Annotated in this window: 18 protein-coding genes; 4 read left to right on the plus strand and 14 right to left on the minus strand. The window is 32.4% G+C overall.

Annotated features, from left to right (window positions below):
- Window positions 1–16: 16 nt before the first annotated feature.
- A complete protein-coding gene (locus LG45_RS08150; RefSeq protein WP_035126013.1) occupies window positions 17–778 on the minus strand; it encodes an NYN domain-containing protein in 762 nt (253 codons plus the stop codon).
- Between the two features lie 129 nt (window positions 779–907).
- Here LG45_RS08150 and LG45_RS08155 point away from each other — a divergent pair, with 129 nt between their 5' ends.
- Window positions 908–1,864, plus strand: a complete 957-nt coding sequence (locus tag LG45_RS08155) for an ion channel (protein ID WP_035126015.1) — start codon at window positions 908–910, stop codon at window positions 1,862–1,864.
- Window position 1,865: 1 nt separating this feature from the next.
- On the opposite strand, the gene rluF is transcribed toward LG45_RS08155, so the two are convergent.
- The 4 genes from rluF to LG45_RS08175 form a co-directional block, all read right to left on the minus strand.
- The gene (gene rluF / locus LG45_RS08160; protein ID WP_035126016.1) at window positions 1,866–2,681 is read right to left on the minus strand and encodes a 23S rRNA pseudouridine(2604) synthase RluF; all 816 of its coding nucleotides are present in this window, start codon (window positions 2,679–2,681) and stop codon (window positions 1,866–1,868) included.
- Between the two features lie 167 nt (window positions 2,682–2,848).
- Window positions 2,849–3,688 carry an alpha/beta hydrolase gene (locus LG45_RS08165; protein ID WP_089046915.1) on the minus strand — a complete coding sequence of 280 codons (840 nt, stop codon included), beginning with the start codon at window positions 3,686–3,688 and terminating at the stop codon, window positions 2,849–2,851.
- Between the two features lie 94 nt (window positions 3,689–3,782).
- A complete protein-coding gene (locus tag LG45_RS08170) occupies window positions 3,783–4,562 on the minus strand; it encodes a zinc ribbon domain-containing protein (protein ID WP_035126019.1) in 780 nt (259 codons plus the stop codon).
- 3 nt (window positions 4,563–4,565) lie between these two features.
- On the minus strand, window positions 4,566–5,660 hold the full coding sequence (locus tag LG45_RS08175; protein WP_035126021.1) for a Nif3-like dinuclear metal center hexameric protein: 1,095 nt from the start codon (window positions 5,658–5,660) through the stop codon (window positions 4,566–4,568).
- 48 nt (window positions 5,661–5,708) lie between these two features.
- On the opposite strand from LG45_RS08175, the gene lpxK reads away from it, so the two are divergent.
- The 3 genes from lpxK (at window position 5,709) to LG45_RS08190 (ending at window position 11,439) form a co-directional block, all read left to right on the plus strand.
- Window positions 5,709–6,713: a tetraacyldisaccharide 4'-kinase gene (gene lpxK / locus LG45_RS08180; protein WP_035126023.1), complete on the plus strand. Its 1,005-nt coding sequence runs from the start codon at window positions 5,709–5,711 to the stop codon at window positions 6,711–6,713.
- Between the two features lie 109 nt (window positions 6,714–6,822).
- The gene (locus LG45_RS08185) at window positions 6,823–10,494 is read left to right on the plus strand and encodes a T9SS type A sorting domain-containing protein (protein ID WP_035126025.1); all 3,672 of its coding nucleotides are present in this window, start codon (window positions 6,823–6,825) and stop codon (window positions 10,492–10,494) included.
- A gap of 132 nt (window positions 10,495–10,626) precedes the next feature.
- Window positions 10,627–11,439, plus strand: coding sequence for a purine-nucleoside phosphorylase (locus tag LG45_RS08190; RefSeq protein WP_035126027.1), 813 nt, complete (start codon window positions 10,627–10,629; stop codon window positions 11,437–11,439).
- A gap of 3 nt (window positions 11,440–11,442) precedes the next feature.
- On the opposite strand, the gene LG45_RS08195 is transcribed toward LG45_RS08190, so the two are convergent.
- The 9 genes from LG45_RS08195 to LG45_RS08235 all read right to left on the minus strand — a co-directional run bounded on the left by LG45_RS08195 (window position 11,443) and on the right by LG45_RS08235 (window position 21,087).
- A complete protein-coding gene (locus LG45_RS08195; protein WP_035126029.1) occupies window positions 11,443–13,617 on the minus strand; it encodes a tetratricopeptide repeat-containing hybrid sensor histidine kinase/response regulator in 2,175 nt (724 codons plus the stop codon).
- Between the two features lie 42 nt (window positions 13,618–13,659).
- Window positions 13,660–14,649 carry a type I glyceraldehyde-3-phosphate dehydrogenase gene (gene gap, locus LG45_RS08200; protein ID WP_035126030.1) on the minus strand — a complete coding sequence of 330 codons (990 nt, stop codon included), beginning with the start codon at window positions 14,647–14,649 and terminating at the stop codon, window positions 13,660–13,662.
- Between the two features lie 13 nt (window positions 14,650–14,662).
- On the minus strand, window positions 14,663–15,532 hold the full coding sequence (lipA, locus tag LG45_RS08205; protein ID WP_035126032.1) for a lipoyl synthase: 870 nt from the start codon (window positions 15,530–15,532) through the stop codon (window positions 14,663–14,665).
- 173 nt (window positions 15,533–15,705) lie between these two features.
- The gene (locus tag LG45_RS08210) at window positions 15,706–16,512 is read right to left on the minus strand and encodes an energy transducer TonB (protein ID WP_035126033.1); all 807 of its coding nucleotides are present in this window, start codon (window positions 16,510–16,512) and stop codon (window positions 15,706–15,708) included.
- Between the two features lie 308 nt (window positions 16,513–16,820).
- Window positions 16,821–17,372, minus strand: a complete 552-nt coding sequence (locus LG45_RS08215) for an RNA polymerase sigma factor (RefSeq protein WP_035126035.1) — start codon at window positions 17,370–17,372, stop codon at window positions 16,821–16,823.
- Window positions 17,363–18,469 carry a glycosyltransferase gene (locus LG45_RS08220; protein ID WP_035126037.1) on the minus strand — a complete coding sequence of 369 codons (1,107 nt, stop codon included), beginning with the start codon at window positions 18,467–18,469 and terminating at the stop codon, window positions 17,363–17,365. The genes LG45_RS08215 and LG45_RS08220 overlap by 10 nt, the downstream gene beginning before the upstream one ends.
- Window positions 18,470–18,583: 114 nt before the next feature.
- Entirely contained in the window at window positions 18,584–19,597 is a 1,014-nt protein-coding gene (gene murB, locus LG45_RS08225) for a UDP-N-acetylmuramate dehydrogenase (RefSeq protein WP_035126039.1), read from the minus strand.
- Between the two features lie 89 nt (window positions 19,598–19,686).
- Window positions 19,687–20,361, minus strand: a complete 675-nt coding sequence (locus LG45_RS08230) for a DUF2461 domain-containing protein (RefSeq protein ID WP_035126041.1) — start codon at window positions 20,359–20,361, stop codon at window positions 19,687–19,689.
- Window positions 20,362–20,394: 33 nt separating this feature from the next.
- Window positions 20,395–21,087: a rhodanese-like domain-containing protein gene (locus LG45_RS08235; RefSeq protein ID WP_035126043.1), complete on the minus strand. Its 693-nt coding sequence runs from the start codon at window positions 21,085–21,087 to the stop codon at window positions 20,395–20,397.
- Window positions 21,088–21,113: the final 26 nt, after the last annotated feature.

The following is a 21,113-nucleotide window of genomic DNA, read 5'->3' on the forward strand; positions in this document are numbered from 1 at the left end:
ATATCAATTTTTGACTTTATTTTCTTCTCACGTAAATGTGCTTAATATTGTTTTTTCCGCTGTCACGTTTGTCAATTTCAAATCGGTTCATACTTTCTATAAACGATAACATTTTAGAAAATCCGTAGTTTCTGGAATCGAAATCGGGTTTCTTTTTTAGCATTAAGTTTCCTAAATCGCCCAAGAATGCCCAACCGTTTTCGTCTTCCAAATCTTCAATACTATCAGAAAATAATTTGATTATTTTTGGATCAATTTTACTTATCGGATTGCTATTTTGAACTTTATTATTTTTGTTTGGTTTCGAATTAACATCTGACGGTTGCTCTACATCATGTTTCTTCAAAATTTCAATGTATATGAATTTATCACAAGCCGTTATAAATGGTGTTAGCGTTTTCTTTTCACCAATTCCGATCACTTTCATTCCAGCTTCGCGAAGTCGAGTAGCTAATCTAGTAAAATCAGAATCGCTCGAAACTATGCAAAATCCATCTACTTTTCCGGTATATAAAATATCCATTGCATCAATGATTAGTGCGCTATCACTCGCATTTTTTCCTGTAGAATAACTGTATTGTTGAATAGGTGTGATGGCATTTTCTAATAAAACATTTTTCCATCCAGAAACGGTTGGTTTAGTCCAATCGGCGTAAATACGTTTAAAAGTTGGCGTACCGTATTTTGCAATTTCTTCAAACATTTCCTTGACATTGGCATATGGCACGTTATCTGCATCTATTAAAACAGCTAATTTTAAATCTTTTTTGGTATCCATTCTCTTTTGTTTTTCTTTCTGAAACCAAATGTAGTTAAATTTACACAATTACAATTCTGTAAATCTTTAAATAAAAGGCAACTTATTTAAAAAAAATGGTATTTTTGAAACTCTAAACACTACGATTTAATGGCGTTTCTAAAAAATATAAATTCAAAGGCGAAAGCAATAAAAGATACCGGTTTCGGAACGAATTCATCAAGTTATGGTGGTCGTTTTGTAACTAAATCGGGTAATGCTAATGTACGAAAAACTGGAGTTAGTTTTATTGAAAGTATCAGTTGGTATCATACCATGTTGACTATTCCGAGATGGAAATTTTTCATTATTATTTTGTCATTTTATTTTCTTGTAAACCTTGTTTTTGCCTCAATTTATTATCTAATTGGTTCGGAACATCTAAACGGAATTGTAGCAGATAATGCAGTTGATAGATTTGGTCAAACTTTCTTTTTTAGTATTCAAACATACACTACTGTTGGTTATGGACATATTAGTCCGAGTGGCTTTCTTACTAGTTTTGTGGCATCGGTTGAAGCCTTGTTTGGGTTACTGAGTTTTGCCATTGCAACAGGTTTATTTTATGGTAGATTTAGTAAACCCAACGCGCATTTGTTGTTTTCTGAAAATGCAGTGATTGCTCCATTTCAAGGTGGAACGGCTTTGATGTTACGATTATCTCCATACAAAAACACCAATTTGAGTGATGCCGAAGCTCGAATGACATTGGGAATTCATGTGGAAGAAGGCGGAAAATTGGTAAACAAATTCTATCAATTGGATTTGGAATTTGATAAGGTAAATGCTTTAACTTTGAGTTGGACTTTGGTGCATCCAATAACAGAGAAAAGTCCTTTATATCAACTAAGTGAAGCGGATTTTAAAAATACTATTGGTGAGATAATTGTCTACGTAAAAGTCTTTGATGATATGTACAGTTCAACGGTTGTAAAACGTACTTCGTATACTTTTGATGAAGTGATTTATGGTGCTAAATTTTTACCGATGTTTACCAAAAGCACCGATGAAAATAAAACGCTTTTGCAAATTGACAAACTCAATCTTTTTGAAAAAGTGGATTTGTAATTTAGTTTTGATTGTTGTTATTTCGTGAAATTCTTGGTTTAGAATTGCTATAAAATTTAGAATTGTCTGACTTAATTGGTTTTGGCAAACTCGCTTCTTCGGTTTTACTGGAAGGTTCAATTAATTGGTTTAATTGCGTGATTTCGTCGTTAGTTAATTCTCTATATCTACCAACAGGAACATCGAGTGTGATGTTGATAATTCTTGTTCTTTTCAAGGCAGTAACTTCATAGTCAAGAAATTCACACATCCTACGAATTTGTCTGTTTAGACCTTGCGTTAAGATAATTCTGAAGACATTTTTGCTAATTTGTTCTACCTTACATTTTCTTGTAACGGTATCTAAAATTGGAATTCCATTAGCCATTCTTTCTATAAATCGATCGGTTATTGGTCGGTTTACGGTTACTATGTATTCTTTTTCGTGATTGTTTCTTGCTCGTAGAATTTTGTTTACAATATCGCCGTCATTGGTCATAAAAATTAATCCTTCACTGGCTTTATCTAATCGTCCAATTGGAAAAATACGTTCTGGATAATTGATGTAATCTACAATGTTGTCACGTACATCAAGATTTGTGGTGCATTCTATTCCAACTGGTTTATTGAAGGCAAGATACACACGTTTTTGGGTGTTTTCTCTCACTAGTTTTCCGTCAACGCGTACTTCGTCATTTGGGCTAATTTTTGTCCCCATTTCTGGAACGTTACCGTTTATAGTAACACGTCCTTGCTCAATAAGTTTGTCGGCTTCGCGACGTGAGCAAAAACCAGTTTCTGATAAAAATTTATTGATACGAGTGAGATTGTCTTCCATGATGCAAAAGTACTAATTTGTATTTAAAAACTATAGTTGTTTTTTTAAATGAAACCAAAAGGAAAAATGAATGGCTAAATAGCCCTGATTGAAAGGAAAAACTCCCGATTTTTATCGGGATTTTGGAATGAAAGCAGGAATAAGGTTTGTAGATAAAGCCCGAGCGATTACGCTTCTATAAATTGTACAATGGTTTGGTAAAGATAATTGTCGTGCATGCTGTGACCCAATCCTTTTGTTTCAATAAATTGGGCAGTTTTCCAGGACTTGGCTATTTTTTTTCCTTCTTCAAATAATACTACGGTATCTTCAACATCATGAGCAATTAGTCCCGGAATTGTCGTTTCTTTCAGATATTTTGAAGCTGAAAATTCATCAATTGTTAGGTTAAAACGTTTTTTTGTATAATCAATCAATGCCTTGTTTACACGTTGATTTAAACTTAACATTTTAATGTAATTTTTTAGAATAACGCTAAAATCGGATGGTGCGCCAAGTAGAATTATTTTCTCGAAATTGTGTTTGTAATGTGCTTGAAAATAAGCAATTGCATTTCCGCCAAGTGAATGACCGATGGCAACTATTGGGTTATATTGCTGCACAATTTTATCGATAAATTGAGCGTAAGTAGGTACGTTAAATTCTTTTCCGCTGCTTAATCCGTGAGCTGGACCGTCGATTGCGATTATGGTTTTACCAGTTTTGTTAAGATGACTAAGAAGTTTTTTCCAGCGTGAAGCATTGCTTTCCCAACCGTGAACTAATAAAATTACATCATCATTTCCTTGCCATGTGTAGGTTTGAAATTGATGTTCGTTAAAAGTATGAGTTTCGTGATTTGCTTTTTGAAGCGTTTTCGGAATTTTATCGGTTTTAATTCTACCTTTTCTTGGTTCGCTAAATAATTTGTATGCTAACGCAAATGATTTGTTGGGAGCGACATAACTTAAGATGTTGATGTATAAACCAATTGTCTTAGCTGTGATTGTAGTAACTACTTTTTTCAATTTTATTTTAATTTGATGGAAAATTAAGTAATTTTTGATTGATTGTTTTTAAAAAAGGCATAAAAAAATCCCGATAATTTCGGGATTTTTGATATTACATTTTTGCGAATATTTTTTCCATTTTTTCTCTTTCTTCATCTGCCAAAGCTGCATCAACTAAAATTCTTCCAGAGTGCTCATCGGTAATGATTTTCTTTCTTGAAGCAATTTCAACTTGAATTTGTGGTGGAATTGTAAAGAATGAACCAGCAGAAGCGCCACGTTCAATAGAAACAACTGCTAAACCGTTTCTTACACTTGTGCGAATTCTTTTGTAAGCCGCAATTAATCGATCTTCGATTTGTGCTTCATATTCTGCAGATTTCTCAGTCAAGAATGTTTCTTCTTTTTGAGTTTCTGACATGATATCGCTCAATTCAGCTTTTTTATGTTTTAAGTGAGTTGATTTTTGTTCTAATCTTTCTTTAGAGTTAGCTACAACTTCTTTTTTGTGCTCAATAGAAGCTTTCATTTCTTTAATTTGCTTTTCAGCAAGTTGAATTTCAAGTTCTTGAAACTCTACTTCTTTAGTTAAAGAGTTGAATTCTCTGTTGTTACGAACGTCTTTTTGTTGTTCTGTATATTTTTTTATAGCTGCTTGATGGTTTTCGATAGCTGCTTTTTTAGATTTAATGCTATCTTCAATAGTCACTAAATCGCTTTGTAATTTTTCTAAACGAGTAGTCAAACCAGCTACTTCATCTTCAAGATCTTCAACTTCTAAAGGCAATTCACCTCTTACGTTTCTAATTTCGTCAATTCTGGTATCGATAATTTGTAAATCGAAAAGCGCTCTTAATTTTTCTTCAACGCTCAATTCTTTTGTAGTAGCCATATTTTATAAGTACTTAACTGGATTTGTATTTTCTTCTGATAAAACGATTGCAAAATTAGTAATTTTTTCTTTAAGAAAATCAACAATATAATTTTTTGTATATCTTTCGCTTTCAAAGTGACCAATATCGGATATAAGTATTTGATTTTCAGATTCATAAAAGTTATGATATTTCAAATCGGCAGTTAAAAACACATCGGCTCCAGCTTGAATAGCATTTCTGATAGCATAGCTTCCGGAACCTCCTAAAACCGCGACTTTGCTGATTTTCTTGTTTAAAAAAGCACTATGTCGAATACCTCCGCATTGCATTTTGTCTTTAACAAAGGTAAGGAATTCAGTTTCAGACATTGGAGTTTCTAGCGAGCCAATCATTCCTAAACCAATATTTTGATGTTGATTTTGTAATTCATAAATCTCGTAAGCAACTTCTTCATAAACATGATTAGAGAACAATGCTTTTAAAATTTTAGACTGTAAATATTTTTCAAAGGTGACTTCGATTTTGATTTCATTCGTTTGCGTTAACTCACCTTTTGTTCCAATGACTGGATTACTATTTTCATTTCCTTGATAAGTTGAAAACCCAACAGAATTAAAACTACAATTGTCATAATTTCCGATGGTTCCAGCTCCAACTTCAAACAATGCATTTCTAACTTTATCTGCGTTTTCTGGTACGGTGTAGGTAATAAGTTTTTGGATAAAATTCTGCTTCGGTACTAATACTTTGGTATTTTTTAATCCTAATGCATCACAGAAAATTTTGTTAACACCATCCTTATGATTATCTAATGCAGTGTGAACAGCATAAATTGCAATATCATTTTTAATTGCTTTAATTACAGCTCGTTCTACATAGTTTTTTCCTGTTATTTTCTTTAATCCTGAAAATAAAATAGGATGGAAGCACACTACTAAATTACAATTTTTGGCAATTGCTTCATCGATTACATTTTCTAGAGCATCATGACAAACTAAAACGCCTGTTGCTTCATTATCTTGATTTCCAACTAATAATCCTACGTTGTCAAAATCTTCAGCATACGCCAAAGGAGCCATTTCTTCTAGGATTGTGAGAATTTGTTTTATTTTCATTTAAAAAATTATTTCATTTCAAAGATAAAAAAATGTTACTTTCGTACTATGATTATTTTAAGGTATTTACTTTTTCCTTTTGCGATTTTATACGGATGGATTACAAGCATTAGAAATTTTCTTTATGATAAAGGAATTTTGAAGTCCTATTCATTTGACATTCCAATTATTGCGGTTGGAAATCTTAGCGTAGGCGGAACGGGTAAAACGCCACAAATTGAATATTTAATTCGTTTGCTTTTGCCAAATTATAAAATTGCGACATTAAGTCGAGGATATAAACGAAAGTCTAAAGGTTATGTTCTAGCCGATATAAATTCAACAGCCGAAAATCTTGGAGATGAACCGTTTCAAATGCATCAAAAATTTCCCAGTATAAAGGTGGCAGTTGATGCAGATAGAAAAAACGGAATTGAAAATCTAATTAAACTTGATGACAAACCAGATGTCATTTTGCTTGATGATGCTTTTCAGCACAGAAAAGTAAAAGCTGGATTATATATTATGTTGTCTGCCTACGACGATATATTCTATGATGATTTTATGCTACCAACAGGAAATCTTCGAGAAAGTAGAAGTGGAGCAAAACGAGCCGATATAATTGTAATTACTAAATGTCCGAAGGATCTTTCTATTAGTGAACAAGAAAGAATTAAAGCTAAAATTAAATTTGAGGTTCCAATATTTTTCAGTTTTATAGATTATGACAACAATGTTTATGGTGAAAAGGAAACATTAGAAATAAGCGAAATTATTGATAAAGACAAATTGATAATTGCGGGAATTGCAAAACCCGAGCCATTTTTTAATTTTATTAGAAGAGAAAATGATACCGTTATGATTTTTTCTGATCATCATGATTTTTCTGAAAATGATATAAACACTATTAGGGAGAAATCTAATGGAAAAATTATTATTACAACAGAAAAAGACTATGTAAGATTAAAAACTCAAAATTTGAATAATCTTTATTATTTACCCATAAATAGTACTATTTTGACAGATGAGCAAACTTTTAATAGTTTGGTTATTGAATATTTCATTAGATTTTAACACAAAAAATAGGATTGTTTAGTTATTAATTAACATAAATTATGTTAATGATTTGTATAATAGAAATTCATTGATTAGATTTACAGCAACAAATAACTAAATTTATAATATGAAAAAAACTACTAAACATTTTTTTGGTAAAAGCATCTTGTTGCTCTTTTCCATACTTTTATCGAGTTTGTCCTACGGACAGTGTATCAATTCGACAGCCTATTTAACAGTGACTTCCGATAATTCTGGAACTGTTCAACAGATTGGAACTTGTACTTATTCTACTGAATACAATACTATTAATGGTCTTGTTGTTGGAGAAAATTATATTTTTACAGCTGCTTTAAATTCTGATGGTTCGCCGAGGTATGTTTCAATTACAAATGAAAGTAATGTTTCAATAACTCATGGAATGTCGCCATTAGTTGTTAATGCAATTACAGCAACAACAGTAAGGCTTCACGTTTCAAATGATGCAACTTGTGCTGGAGGAAGTATTTGTCATAATACTACAGTTCAATTTTTAGCAGATTGTCCTGCTCCAATTACTTTGGGAGCAAATACTTTAACAACAACAGGTGCAAATGTAACTTGGGTTCCAGTAGGAACAGAAACTGCTTGGGATATTCAATATGGAGTAACAGGATTTACATTAGGTTCTGGTACAATTGTAACAGATGTAACTGCTGCCAACTATTCACTTACAGGTTTAGCATCTGGTACTGTTCATCAATTTTATGTAAGAGCAAATTGCGCTACAGAAGATAGTTTATGGGCTGGTCCTTTTTCTTTTGCAACAGTTTGTTTGCCAGTTACTGAATTTTATGAAAGTTTTGATACAACTACTGCCTCATTTGGTGGTCCGCTGCCAATTTGCTGGAGTAAAGGAGGAAGTACTTCAAATGTATATTTACAAACGGGCAGTAATATTCCTATGAGTGCACCGAATTATCTTTATATGTTTTCTGATAGTGATGATTCAATTGAAACTTTTGCCAGCATGCCATTGGTTTCAAATTTACAAGCTAATACCCATAGATTAAGATTTACAGCTTTTTGTACAGTTGCAGATAGAGTTATTCAAGTTGGATATTTAACAGATCCTAATGATGTAGCAACTTATCAATATTTGGATGAGTTTTTAATGCCATCAAATCAAGTTGGTTCAGCGGCTCAGTTTGTTTTAGTGCCAGGAGCTTTGCCATCTGGAGTTCAAAGGTTAGTATTTAGAAATGTAACAGCTCCAGGAGAAACTGCAGGTATTTACATAGACGATGTTAGATGGGAATTAATTCCAACTTGTACTGAGCCAACAAATGTTTCAGTAAGTAATGTACTTGGTACATCAGCGTCAGTTGAATGGGTTGCTCCAACTCCTGCTCCTGCTGATGGATATGAATACTTTTTATCTACATCTAATACTGCCCCAACGGATGCTACTGTTGCTACAGGTACAGTTGCTGCTGGAGTTACGACTTTAAGTTTAACTACATTAACACCTGTAAGTGATTACTATATTTGGGTAAGATCTGTATGTTCATCTACTTCAAAAAGTGTTTGGACATTAACTTCAGCTTTTACTACTCCTTGTGCTTCTTTTGTACCATATTATTTAGAGAATTTTTCAACATTTGTCCCAAGTTGTTGGAGTAAATTTAATGATGGAGATGTTACAACAGGACCAACTGGTAATGAAAACACAGGAAGTTGGTTTAGTAGAAATTATTTAAATGGTTCTGGAAATAACGCAGCTGTAATTAATTTATATAGTAATTTCCCTAAAGGTTGGTTGGTTTCACCTGTATTTGATTTATCAGCAGGAGGTTATCAAGTGAAATATAATGTTGGTACTACTCAGTTTTTCTCAACAAATCCAATAAATGCGCCTGGAGTTATGGGAGCAGATGATTTTGTTTATTTCATGATGTCTACTGATGGTGGTACAACTTGGACTACCTTAGAAACGTACAGTGCTACAAATACGCCACCAAATGCAGGTTCAACAGCGATATTTAATGTTCCTACAGTGAATACAAATTCTGTAAAATTCGCATTTTATGGAACTGCTGGTAGCGTCTCAGACGGACCAGATTATGATTTCTTCGTTGATGATTTTATTGTTCAAACAGTTCCAGCAACAGCTCCTGCATGTGCAAGTAATGTTATTGCAACAATTAGCGCTGGTTGTGGAAATTTTCCAACAGTAATTTCATGGGATGCAACATCAGGTTCAGATGGTTATAAACTAAGTATTGGAACTACTCCAGGAGGAACAGATATTTTAAATGCTCAAGCTTTAACAGCATTAAATTATTCTTACACAGGTGCAATAAATGCTACGTATTATTACAAAGTTGTGCCATTTAATGCTATTGGAGATGCTGTAGGATGTGTAGAGCAATCATTTACAACTTCAGCAACAGGTTGTTATTGTACTTCTGTTCCAACATCTTTTGATGGAGATGGAATATCAAACGTTCAAATTGGAACGACAAATTTCCCAACTACTCCTATTTCATACTTTGATCATTCAGCAACAACTGTAACAATGAATCAAGGACTTAATAACAATGTTCAAATTACATTTGAAACAGGATTTACTTACGATACGAACATTTGGATAGATTTCAATAATGATTATGATTTTGAAGATGCAGGTGAATTAGTTCAAACTGGAATTACATCAACAAATATTAATCCTACAACTTTAGATGCTTCGTTTGTAATGCCTGCAACGGCTCCAATAGGTGTTTATAAAATGAGAATTGGTACTGCAGACGGAGGTCAATTTACGCCTAATCCTTGTTATTCTGGTTCTTGGGGTGTTACATTAGATTTTTCAGTTAATATTGTAGTTCCAAGCTGTACTCCTGCAGCTGTAGCTACATCTACTATAACACCAAATTGTGCTACTTCTCAGTATTCAATTGCTATCGATGTTACTTCTTTAGGAAGTGGTACGCCAGCAGTTTCTGATGGAACTACAACTTGGCCAATTACCGCAACTGGAATTATAAATGTTGGACCTTTCGCAAGTGGTTCATCAGTTGTATTAACCTTACTTCATGGATCAGATGCTACATGTAATCTTCCTTTAGGTACATTTACATATGTATGTCCTCCTGCAAATGATGATTGTTCTACAGCTGTAGCTTTAACAGTTGGTGGTGTATTTGCTAACAATGCAGTTGTTGGCACAACGTTTGGGGCTACAGATTCAACTCCGCCAGCACCTGGTTGTGCTTCATTTCAAGGTGGTGATGTTTGGTATTCTGTTGTAGTGCCTGCTTCAGGAAGTGTTACTTTAGAGACAAATGTGAACGGAACTAGTGTTTTAACAGATTCAGGTTTAGCTGTATACAGTGGCTCTTGTGCTTCATTAACTTTAGTAGAATGTGATGATGATGATTCTCTTAATGGTGCTATGTCATTAATTTCGTTAACAGGTCAAACACCTGGTGCAACATTATATGTTAATGTTTGGAGATATGGTGGTGGAACTGGTGATACATTTGCAGTTTCTGCTTATGATGCGTCATTAGGAAATGAAGCATTTGATTCATCAAGCTTTACATTCTATCCAAATCCTGTTAATGATGTATTGAATTTATCATACTCACAAAGTATCAATAAAGTTCAAGTTATAAATATTTTAGGACAAGAAGTTAAAACAGTAACAATGGATGCTAATCAAGCTCAAGTTGATATGTCTAATCTTCCAACTGGAACTTATTTAGTAAAAGTTACTTCAGACAGCCAAGTTAAAACTATAAAAGTTGTCAAAGAATAATTTTTAAGTAATTAATAAATACTAAAACCGTCTGTTAATTCAGACGGTTTTTTTTATTTCGTTTATTTTATTGTAGATGATTATTTATAGCTAAATTTGAATAGAAATATAATAATTAATATAGTCACAATTATGTGGGAAGAAGTTCAAGAAACCGTTAGTTTTATAAAAGATAAAACAAATTATTATCCTGAGTATGGTGTAATTTTAGGTTCAGGATTAGGCAATTTTACAGATGATATTGATATTGAATATAGTTTGCCCTATTCAGAAATTCCAAATTTTCCTGTTTCTACTGTGCAAGGTCATAAAGGTGCTTTAGTTTTTGGTACAATTGGTTCTAAAAAAGTTGTTGCTATGCAAGGTCGTTTTCATTATTATGAAGGTTATACTATGAAAGAAGTTACTTTTCCAGTTCGAGTTATGAAATATCTCGGTGTTTCAAAACTAATTGTTTCTAATGCTTCTGGTGGTGTTAATACAAATTATAAAGTTGGATCTATAGTATTGATTAAAGATCATATCAATATGATGCCAGAACATCCGCTGAGAGGAAAAAACGACGAACGTTTTGGACCAAGATTTGTAAATATGAGTGAACCCTACAGTAAAAATATGATTACCAAAGTAAGAGAAATTGCAGGCTCGTTAAATATAGAAGTACACGACGGAATTTATTTAGGATTGCAAGGACCAACATTTGAAACATTGGCTGAATACAAAATGGTTAAAAATATTGGTGCCGATTGTGTTGGAATGTCTACTGTTCCTGAAGTTATTGTGGCAAGACATATGGATCTTGAAACTTTTGGACTATCAGTAATTACTGATATGGGTGATGAAGAAAACATTGAAGACGTAAATCACTCTGAAGTTTTAAAAGCCGCACAAAAAGCAGAACCAGACGTTCGAATTTTAATTAAAGAATTAATACTAAACTACTAAATTCTATAAAGATTTTAAGTTATCGGCAATTATAGAATAGAAATTATCAGGCTCAAATGGTTTGGTAATTACATCAGTCATTCCATAAGAAAGTAACATTTCTCTATTTTCATTAAGTGAGATTGCAGTTAATGCTATTATTGGTGTTTTTTGATTGAACTCTCTGATTTTTTGTGTGGCAATTGTACCATTAATTCCTGGTAGATGAACATCCATTAAGATTAAATCAAATTCATGTTCTTCTTTCATTAATTCTACAGATTGCTCACCATTATCAACTATATGACAAGACATCCCTTTGTTCTCAAGCATCTTTTTAGTTATCATTTGATTGATTTTATTGTCTTCAACTAACAGAATCTTTTTATTTACAACAAGTGTTTTATCGAATATTTTTTCTGGTTTAAAGAGCGCGCTTTTTTCACCTACTTCAAAAGGTAAAGTGAATGAGAATGTAGTTCCTAAGCCTACTTTACTATTAAGTTCTATTACTCCTCCAAGTAATTCTATAAGTCGTTTTACAATAGACAGACCTAAACCGGTTCCTCCATATTTTCTATTAATTTCTATTGAGCCCTGAGAAAAACTATCAAAAATTTCTAATTGTTTATCATCTGGAATTCCAATTCCGTTATCGGATACTTTAAAGTGTATTTGAACTTTTTTACCCTCACTTGCAACCAATTTTGCGGATAAGTTTACATAACCATTTTTAGTAAATTTAAGTGAATTGTTAACTAAATTTATAAAAATTTGAGACAACTTTGTTGGATCGCATATAAGATTATTAGGAATAGTTTCGTCGATATCCAAAATAAAGTTGTTGTTATTTTCTTGAGCAATTTCTTTAAAAGAATTTTGAATATTTAAAAGCTGTACTTTTAAATCACAATTGATACTTTCTACAGGTACATTTTCAGATTCTATTCGATTAATTTCTAAAATATCATTAATAAAGGTCAGCAGGTAATTTCCCGAAAATTTCAATGAATTCAAATAGTTTATTTGACTAGCCTTAGGCTTTTCTTCTATCAATAAATGTGTAATTCCATTTATTGCATTAAGAGGTGTTCGCAGTTCATGGCTTACTGTGGATAAGAATTCTGCTCTTGCTTTTGAAGCTTTTTCTGCGTTTTCTTTAGCAATTTCAAGCTCTCTATTTTTTTCTTTTAATAAGGTGTTTGATTGTGTTCTTAGAATATTATTCTTGTATAAAGATAAACTCAAAAGTGATAAAATTGAGATCAATGCAATTGCTAAAATACTTATAAGTTTAGCGAAAATATTTGCTTTTTCTTGCGTTTTGTTCTCTTTATCAATTTGTTCAATTAATTTTAACTTTTCAGATTCTTTAAATGAAGCAAAATCTTCTAAACCTATTTTCTTATTATTTTGTGAATTGATACTATCCCTTAGTTTCAAATGTTGCTTTAATAAATCATGTGATTTTACTAAATTCATAGATTTTTCATAAGATTCGCTCAAGGCTAAAATGATATTTGACTTTTGCTCAATATCGATACTTTCTATTTTTAAAGCACGATTAAAATAATTAATTGCAAGGTTAAACCTTTTCTTATCTTGTTCAATTCTACCAATTTGGTAAAGTGCTTCTGATTTTGTTTTTTCCGATTCTTCAGAAGTAGAGTTAGAGATCACCGATTCAAATAGTGGCATAGCTAAATCAATTCTACCTTTTTCCTTTAGAACAATCCCTTTCTGAAGATTGAGCATTTCTTCAGCATTAGAAACTTTAATGTTTTTGTAAATAGTTGATGCAACATTAAAATTCTTTTCCGCCATTTTTATATTATTCTTCTGAATGTAACACACACCAAGCGAGTAATAGGCAAATGCTTGTTCAGAAGATTGTGGTAAAGTTGAATATATAGCAATGCTTTTAATTAATACGTCAATAGCATCATTATATTTTTTTAATTCTAAATAGACAATTCCAAGATTAGAATAACTATTTGCAATAGATTTTTGATTGTTAGTTTTTTTAGCATAGTCCAATGCTTTTTGAGAGTAATCGAGACAATTTCTGTAGTTATTTATATTCTTGTTAAATTTTACTAATTCGATATAATGACTTACACTATCTACTTTCTCAATTGGAATTCTTTGAGAAAATAAAAGTGTTGGAATAAGTAAAAGAAACAACAAATGATGTCTCATATTTGGGGTAAATGACAGATTTTGATTGTCTAAATTAGATAATTATTTTGATATTAAGTTGATTAAATCAATAATTCTAGACGAGTAACCTATTTCGTTGTCATACCAACCTACAACTTTTACCATTTTATCGATTACAGAGGTAAGTTGCGCATCAAATAAGCATGAATTTCTATTGCCAATTACATCTACAGATACAATAGGATCATTTGTATAATCAAGAATTCCTTTTAAATTTGTTTGAGAAGCTTTTAAGAACGCCAAATTAATTTCTTCAATAGTAACTTCACGTGATACATTAAAGGTAATATCAGTTAAAGAGCCATCTGGAACAGGAACCCGAATTCCACAACCTCCAATTTTACCATCCATTTCTGGAAAAATTTTGGTTAAAGCTTTTGCCGCTCCAGTTGTAGTTGGTACAATTGATTGACTTGCGCCACGAGCACGACGTAAATCCTTATGTGGTTGGTCGTGAAGACTTTGGTCTGTTGTGTAAGAGTGAACTGTGGTGATGTAAGCTTGTTGAATTCCACACAAATCGTTAATGACTTTCATCATTGGTGCCGCATTATTTGTGGTACAACTTGCATTAGAAATAATAGTTTCAGACCCATCAAGTATGTGTTCATTTACTCCAAGAACAACCGTCTTTATCTCAGGAACTTCTGATGGCGCTGATAGAATTACTTTTGTGGCTCCATTAAGAATATGCTTGTTTATTTCTTCAAATGATTTATATTTTCCGGTGCATTCTACAACAATGTCAATTCCATTCCAATTTAAATTTGAAATTTCTTTTTCGTGATAAAAAATGTAAGATTTTCCGTCAATAATTATATGATTTTCATCAAATGATACTAAATTGGGAAGTACACCGTGAATGCTATCGTACTTAATTAAGTGCGCCATCGTTTGATTATCGGCAATGTCATTAATTGCAATAACTTCTATTGTTGGATGATTAAGTAGTAATCTAAAGAGATTTCTTCCAATTCGACCAAATCCATTTATGGCTATTTTTGTTTTCAAATTTTGTAATTATTTAAAGAATATGCTTTGCAGCATGATAAGAAGAACGAACTAATGCGCCACTTTCTACATGACGAAATCCCATTTCTTTACCAATTTTTTCATATTTTTCAAATTGTTCTGGAGTGATGAATTCTTTTACTGGCAAATGTTTTTTACTTGGTTGTAAATATTGACCAATAGTAATAATATCAACATTTTGATTGCGGATATCTTGCATGGTTTCAATAACTTCTGCTTCGGTTTCGCCCAAACCTAGCATGATTCCCGACTTAGTTCTGCGAATTCCTTTTTCTTTCAAATATCTTAAAACTTCTAAGCTTTTATCATATTTGGCCTGAATTCTAACCTCACGAGTCAATCTACGAACAGTTTCCATGTTATGGGAAACAACTTCTGGATTGGCTTCAATAATTCGGTCGATGTTTCTTGTGTTTCCTTGAAAATCTGGAATTAGTGTTTCTAATGTAGTTTCTGGATTCATTCTTCTAATGGCTTCAACGGTTTCTAACCAAATGATTGAACCCATATCTTTTAAGTCATCACGGTCAACACTTGTAATAACGGCATGCTTGATGTTCATAATTTTTATAGAACGCGCCACTTTTTCTGGTTCGTCCCAATCTACGTTTTCTGGACGACCGGTTTTTACACCACAAAATCCACATGATCTCGTACAAATGTTTCCAAGAATCATAAAAGTTGCCGTTCCTTCACCCCAACATTCACCCATATTTGGGCAACTTCCTGAGGTACAAATGGTATTCAATTTATATTTGTCTACAAGACCGCGAAGTTCAGTATATTTTTGACCAATTGGCAATTTTACTTTCAACCATTTTGGTTTTCCTACAGGTAAATTATTTTCGGTAGCCGTTTCCATACATGCCTTTTTTTGAACTGCAAAGATACATAAAGTTGGATTAGGATTTTTAAAATACGAATTACAAATTTTTCTTAAAATTGAATTGTAGGCAATAAAAAAACCTGCTTAGTTTTTAGAACTAAACAGGTCACATTTATCAACTTATGGCATAAGTTAATCAAGAATTATCTTTAATTCATAAGAACTTTTATAGGTAAAGTATATTGGGTTCTCATTAATTGGCCTTTTATTTTACCAGGTTTCCATTTTGTGTTAATCGATTTTAGAACTCTAATGGCTTCTTTGTCTAAATTATATCCCGGATTTTTCAATACTTTTATGTCGGTCATTGTTCCATCTTTTTCAATAACAAATGAAACTATTACGCTTACAACTCGTTCTTCATCAAGTTCTGGAGTTACAAATTTTTCGCCCACTTGTTTTCTAAATCTATCAATTCCACCTGGAAATTCTGGTTGTTCGTCTAATGCAGCGGTTACTGTTGGACCTTCCGGAAGTTTTACTTCTGGGACAAAAGTTGTTCCTCCGCCGTTGCTTGGTTCTGGATTTGTGCCAGTTCCACCTGGAATTCCAGTTGGAGTATTGTTTGTTGGAAGATCTGCATTTGTTGGAACATCTGGTTCCGATTGATCTGTTGGTGCTGCAACATAGTTTTTATTTGTTGGAATTTCAACATCTGGAGCGCTACTTGCTGGTGGTTCAACTGTTTTAGGTTCATCTCTTTTTGGTTCTGTATAATTATCTACTTTGATAATTACATCTGTAGGTTCTTTAGGGGTAACCACAGGTTTTGCTCCAAATGAACTTAAAAATAATCCTACTCCAAATACTACCGTGATGAATGCAATGCCAGATATAAAGGCAAGTAATGTGGTTTTTGTGCTCTCTTGACGTAATTGGTAAGCGCCGTAAGCTTTGTTTTTGCCCTCGAATACAAGGTCAATCCACTTTTTTTCAAAGATACTTAAGTTTGACATAATCTATTTGTTTTAATTGTTAAGTATCGGTGTTACATAAGCTAGTTTTTTAGAAAACAGATTTTTTTAAAGTCTTTATTTTAATAACGCAAAGATTATTCCAATATTGTGTGATTTTTGTAAGAAAATGTAATTTATTGTAATGTATTGTTTGTAAATTGAAGTTAGAGATGAGTTTTTATGAATTTGCAGCTCTATTCAATGCAAATACTAGCTAACCCTGATAGAAGCAAACCGCCGTGCGGTGCGAATAGCAGGAAAATGGAAACCAAAATGAACCAAGCCATTCGTTTCTTAAAATAAATAATCTAACGTTTAGTTTGAATGATTTCTGCCAATAGTTTTTTGGCACGAAGGAGTTTGATTTTGACGTTGCTCAAAGGTTCTTCAAGTTGTTCGGCAATTTCTTGATAGCTCATTTCTTGAAAGTAGCGAAGTTGTATAACTTCTTGATAATGAGGCTTTAGTTCTTTGATGAATTGCAAAAGTTGCGATAAATTTTGTTCGGTAATCAATTCATCTTCTGCAGAAGGCGATGTGTCGGCAATGTTGTAGGCTTGTTGGTCTTCTTCGTCGGTGATTTCTACAAAAAGAGTCGATTTTTTTTTGCGAAGTAAATCAATATGCACGTTTTTGGCGATGGCAATTAACCATGTATTAAACTGAAATTCAGGATTGTAAGTGGTTAATTTGTCGAATGCTTTAGAGAAAGTCTCTATTGTGATATCTTCTGCATCGGTTTCATTTTCGGTACGTTTTAGCATAAATCCATAGACCTCGTTCCAGTAATGGTCGAGTAGGTAAGTGAAGGCAACTTGGTCGCCTTTCTTGGCTTTTTCTATGTACGGATTTATTTCCACTGAACTGGTTTTGAGAATGTATTGGTGATAAAAACGTTAAGTTGTGTGAAAATAATTATGATTTCGATAATTGGAAACCAGTACATTACGTCTTTTTCTTTTAATTTTCCAGCAGCAAACCCAAGTGATATCCATGCAAATAGATAACGGAAAGCTATCAAACTTAGTACAATAATCCATTGAAATTGAAACGCTAGAAGGATTATTGGTAAAAGGATGAACAATAATTGTGTGGCATAAAAAAGCGCCAATTGTGTTCTATCAGACGCTTTATAGTGTTTTGCTGTGGCAACATGACGTCTTTTTTGGGTAAACCAATCTTTGAAATTGGTTTTTGGTTTTGAATATGTGAAACTTTCTGGTGTGTAACAAACGGTTGTATTCTCAGAATTTGCAGCTTGATTGATGAACAAATCGTCGTCGCCCGAACGGATTTTCATGTGATCCATAAAACCACGAACTTTGAAAAATTCTTCGCGTTTGTATGCCATATTTCGACCAACGCCCATATAAGGTTTTCCTAATTTTGTCCAAGAAAAATATTGAGTTGCCGTTAATAATGTTTCGAAACGGATGATTTTATTTAGGAACGAATTTGAAATCTTTTCATAAGCACCATAACCCAAAACGATGCTTTTTTTCATAGTAAATTGGGCACTCATTTCCTTAATCCAATCGTTAGATTTTGGGTAGCAATCGGCATCGGTAAAAAGTAAGTATTCGTTTTTGGCAGCTTTGATACCTAATGTTAAAGCGAATTTTTTGTTGCCCCAAAAAGCTTCGTTGTTTTCTACTTTTACTAATTTGATGTTGGAATGTTGTTTTTCAAATACTTCAAAAATTTCTAATGTTTCATCACTTGAAGCATCATCAATAAGCACAATTTCAAAATCTGGATAATTTTGTTCTAATAATAATGGAAGGAAGGTTTTTACGTTTTCTTCTTCGTTTTTAGCGCACACAATTACCGAAATTGGAATTCTTTTTGGTGTAGAAGTTTGCGGTTTAGCAAAAGAAAATTTGCCAAAAAACACTACATAATATAGGAATTGAATAACTACAACAGCAATGAATAAACAAAGTAAAATTAGTAACATAATGGCTTTTTTGTCTTATTTAAAAACGATTGCAAAAGTATGAAATTCAATTTTAGATTTTAGATTTTAAACATTACATTTTTAAATTTAATATCTAAAATCTAAAATTTGATATTATATGACATTGACTTCCGCTTCAATTGCAATTCCGTATTTATCGTAAACCGTTTTTTGAACGTATTTTGATAAGTTTAAAATATCTTGTCCAGTAGCATTTCCATAATTTACTAATACTAACGCTTGGTTTTTGTGAACGCCAGCATCGTCTTTTCGATATCCTTTTAATCCAGAATGTTCAATTAGCCATCCAGCAGGAACTTTTACTTCGGTTGGTGAAACTTCAAAGAATTTTACTTCTGGAAATTTCTGCTGTACTTTTTCAAATAATTCCTTAGAAATAATCGGATTTTTAAAGAAACTGCCGCTATTTCCCAGCTCTTTTGGATCTGGTAATTTACTTTGACGAATGGCAATTACAGCATTGGAAACGTCCTTTAATGTTGGAGTTGTGACGTTTTGGTTTTCCAATTCTTTTGTAATGTCGCCATACGAAGTATTGATTTTATGATTGCGTTTTGTGAGTTTGAAAACTACAGATGTGATCACATATTTATCTTTTGCTTTTTGTTTGAAAATGCTTTCACGATAACCAAAATTACATTCTTCTTTTGTGAAAGTTTTCATTTCTTGTGATAGAATGTTCATCGCTTCGCACGAAACAAAAGTGTCTTTAATTTCGGTTCCGTAAGCTCCAATATTTTGAACTGGAGTTGTACCCACATTTCCCGGAATCAATGACATATTTTCTAATCCGCCAAAGTTTTGGTCGATAGTCCAAAGAACAAATTCGTGCCAATTTTCTCCAGCTTGACTTTCAACCCAAACAAAATCATCGTCTTCTTTTATGATTCGTTTCCCTTTTAAATCAATATGAATGACTAATGCATCTATATCTTGAGTCAACAACATATTACTACCGCCGCCAAGAATAAATTTTTTATCCGAAGCATGATTTTCTAAAATCGATTGTAATTCATCATTAGAATGAACCGCCACGAATTGTTTGGCTTTGGCTTCAATTCCAAATGTATTGAATTTTTTTAGGGAGAAATTTGTTTGAATTTGCATGAAAAATTACGAATTTGAAATTACGAATTACGATTCTAAAAACTGAAATTAAAAATTCGTAATTCGTAATTTTTAATTTTTAATTGATTTTATTCTTCTGTTTCTAAAGCTCGTCTCAAAAAGTCATTCATCGGTTTTAATGCGATTAATTTCTGAGCAATTTTTTTGCTAAAATCGGGTTCAGTGAATAATTTATCGTCAATTTTTTGTGATGCTGTGTAACTTTTTAGTTTTAAAAATTCAATCGCAGGATGATTTGCGTCGAAATCTTTTGGCGCTTTTTTGAGTGTATTATTTTCGTCGCGAGTCAATTCTTTAAATTCTTTTTTGAAGGTTTTATCAGAAACTATTTCTTCTAAATCATCGTGAAAAAACTCTATTTCTTTACGAATTAATTTCAATTCATTTGGCTCTGGACACCAAACTCCGCCAGCAATAAATGACATTCCTTTTTCGTAATGAATATAATATCCCGGACTATTTTTTTTATTTTTATTTTGTGTAAACCAAACGCCCATATTGGTTTTATAGGGTGATTTGTCTTTGCTAAAACGAATGTCGCGATTGATGCGAAACGTACAATTTTTAACTTCTAAAGGTTCTAATGTTGGATCCAAAAGTTTCATTTCTGCCAATATAGAAGCGATGTAGGAATGATAATCTTTCTTATAACTTTCGTAACGTTTTTTATTAGCATGCATCCACTCGGTGTTGTTGTTTGCGATTAAATCTGCTAAAAACTGAAGTGCTTCTTTTGTAATCATTTTTTTAAGTTTCTATAATCAAAAATCGTTAATTTACAGTTGTTTTCTCAAATCTTCCTCAGATAAATACCCCAAACTTCTCCAAGTTTCTTTACCGTTTTCATAGATTAATATAACAGGTAATTCATTCAATTTCATGGTTTCTAGCAAAGTTTTATTCTCATCTGCATCTAATCTAATTAAAGAAATTTTGCCTTTTAATTCGTCTTGCATTTTAGTTAAATACGGAGCCATTTTTTTGCAAGGTGCACACCATTTTGCCGAAAAATTAATGATTACTTTTTTATCTGCATTGATTAGTTTTTCAAATTCTGATGTATTCATTCCGGTTGGTTTTGCATTAGAATTGGCAGTTTTTTTACCTTGCCATTTCATAATTCCGCCTTCCAAATTATAGATTTCTTTGAAACCCAATTCGGCTAATTTATTGGCTGCTTGACCACTTCGTCCACCCACTTTGCAGTACACAAAAACTGGTTTCGATTTGTCTAATTTTTCAGCTTTTGCAACAAATTCATCGCCGTTCCAATTTACATTTGAAGCATTTTCTAGATGTTCAACAGCGTATTCTTCTGGAGTTCTAACGTCCAATAATTGCGGGTTTTTAGTGGTAGATAATTTGTCAGAATAGGTTTTACTGTCAATAGTTTCAATGGTTTTTGAAGTTTGACCTTGACAACTAACGAATAAAAAGGATACAATTAGTAAAGAAAGAATTTTTTTCATAATGTGTTTTTGATGCAAAATTAATT

Origin of the sequence: Flavobacterium aquatile LMG 4008 = ATCC 11947 (assembly GCF_000757385.1) — a bacterium.
In the GTDB taxonomy this organism is placed as follows: domain Bacteria; phylum Bacteroidota; class Bacteroidia; order Flavobacteriales; family Flavobacteriaceae; genus Flavobacterium; species Flavobacterium aquatile.

Excerpts from the sequence above, each read along its gene's own strand:
- LG45_RS08150 (WP_035126013.1), bottom strand. The coding sequence starts at position 778 with ATGGATACCAAAAAAGATTTAAAATTAGCTGTTTTAATAGATGCAGAT.
- LG45_RS08155 (WP_035126015.1), top strand. The coding sequence starts at position 908 with ATGGCGTTTCTAAAAAATATAAATTCAAAGGCGAAAGCAATAAAAGAT.
- rluF (WP_035126016.1), bottom strand. The coding sequence starts at position 2,681 with ATGGAAGACAATCTCACTCGTATCAATAAATTTTTATCAGAAACTGGT.
- LG45_RS08170 (WP_035126019.1), bottom strand. The coding sequence starts at position 4,562 with ATGGCTACTACAAAAGAATTGAGCGTTGAAGAAAAATTAAGAGCGCTT.
- LG45_RS08175 (WP_035126021.1), bottom strand. The coding sequence starts at position 5,660 with ATGAAAATAAAACAAATTCTCACAATCCTAGAAGAAATGGCTCCTTTG.
- lpxK (WP_035126023.1), top strand. The coding sequence starts at position 5,709 with ATGATTATTTTAAGGTATTTACTTTTTCCTTTTGCGATTTTATACGGA.
- LG45_RS08185 (WP_035126025.1), top strand. The coding sequence starts at position 6,823 with ATGAAAAAAACTACTAAACATTTTTTTGGTAAAAGCATCTTGTTGCTC.
- LG45_RS08190 (WP_035126027.1), top strand. The coding sequence starts at position 10,627 with ATGTGGGAAGAAGTTCAAGAAACCGTTAGTTTTATAAAAGATAAAACA.
- LG45_RS08195 (WP_035126029.1), bottom strand. The coding sequence starts at position 13,617 with ATGAGACATCATTTGTTGTTTCTTTTACTTATTCCAACACTTTTATTT.
- lipA (WP_035126032.1), bottom strand. The coding sequence starts at position 15,532 with ATGGAAACGGCTACCGAAAATAATTTACCTGTAGGAAAACCAAAATGG.
- LG45_RS08210 (WP_035126033.1), bottom strand. The coding sequence starts at position 16,512 with ATGTCAAACTTAAGTATCTTTGAAAAAAAGTGGATTGACCTTGTATTC.
- LG45_RS08220 (WP_035126037.1), bottom strand. The coding sequence starts at position 18,469 with ATGTTACTAATTTTACTTTGTTTATTCATTGCTGTTGTAGTTATTCAA.
- murB (WP_035126039.1), bottom strand. The coding sequence starts at position 19,597 with ATGCAAATTCAAACAAATTTCTCCCTAAAAAAATTCAATACATTTGGA.
- LG45_RS08230 (WP_035126041.1), bottom strand. The coding sequence starts at position 20,361 with ATGATTACAAAAGAAGCACTTCAGTTTTTAGCAGATTTAATCGCAAAC.
- LG45_RS08235 (WP_035126043.1), bottom strand. The coding sequence starts at position 21,087 with ATGAAAAAAATTCTTTCTTTACTAATTGTATCCTTTTTATTCGTTAGT.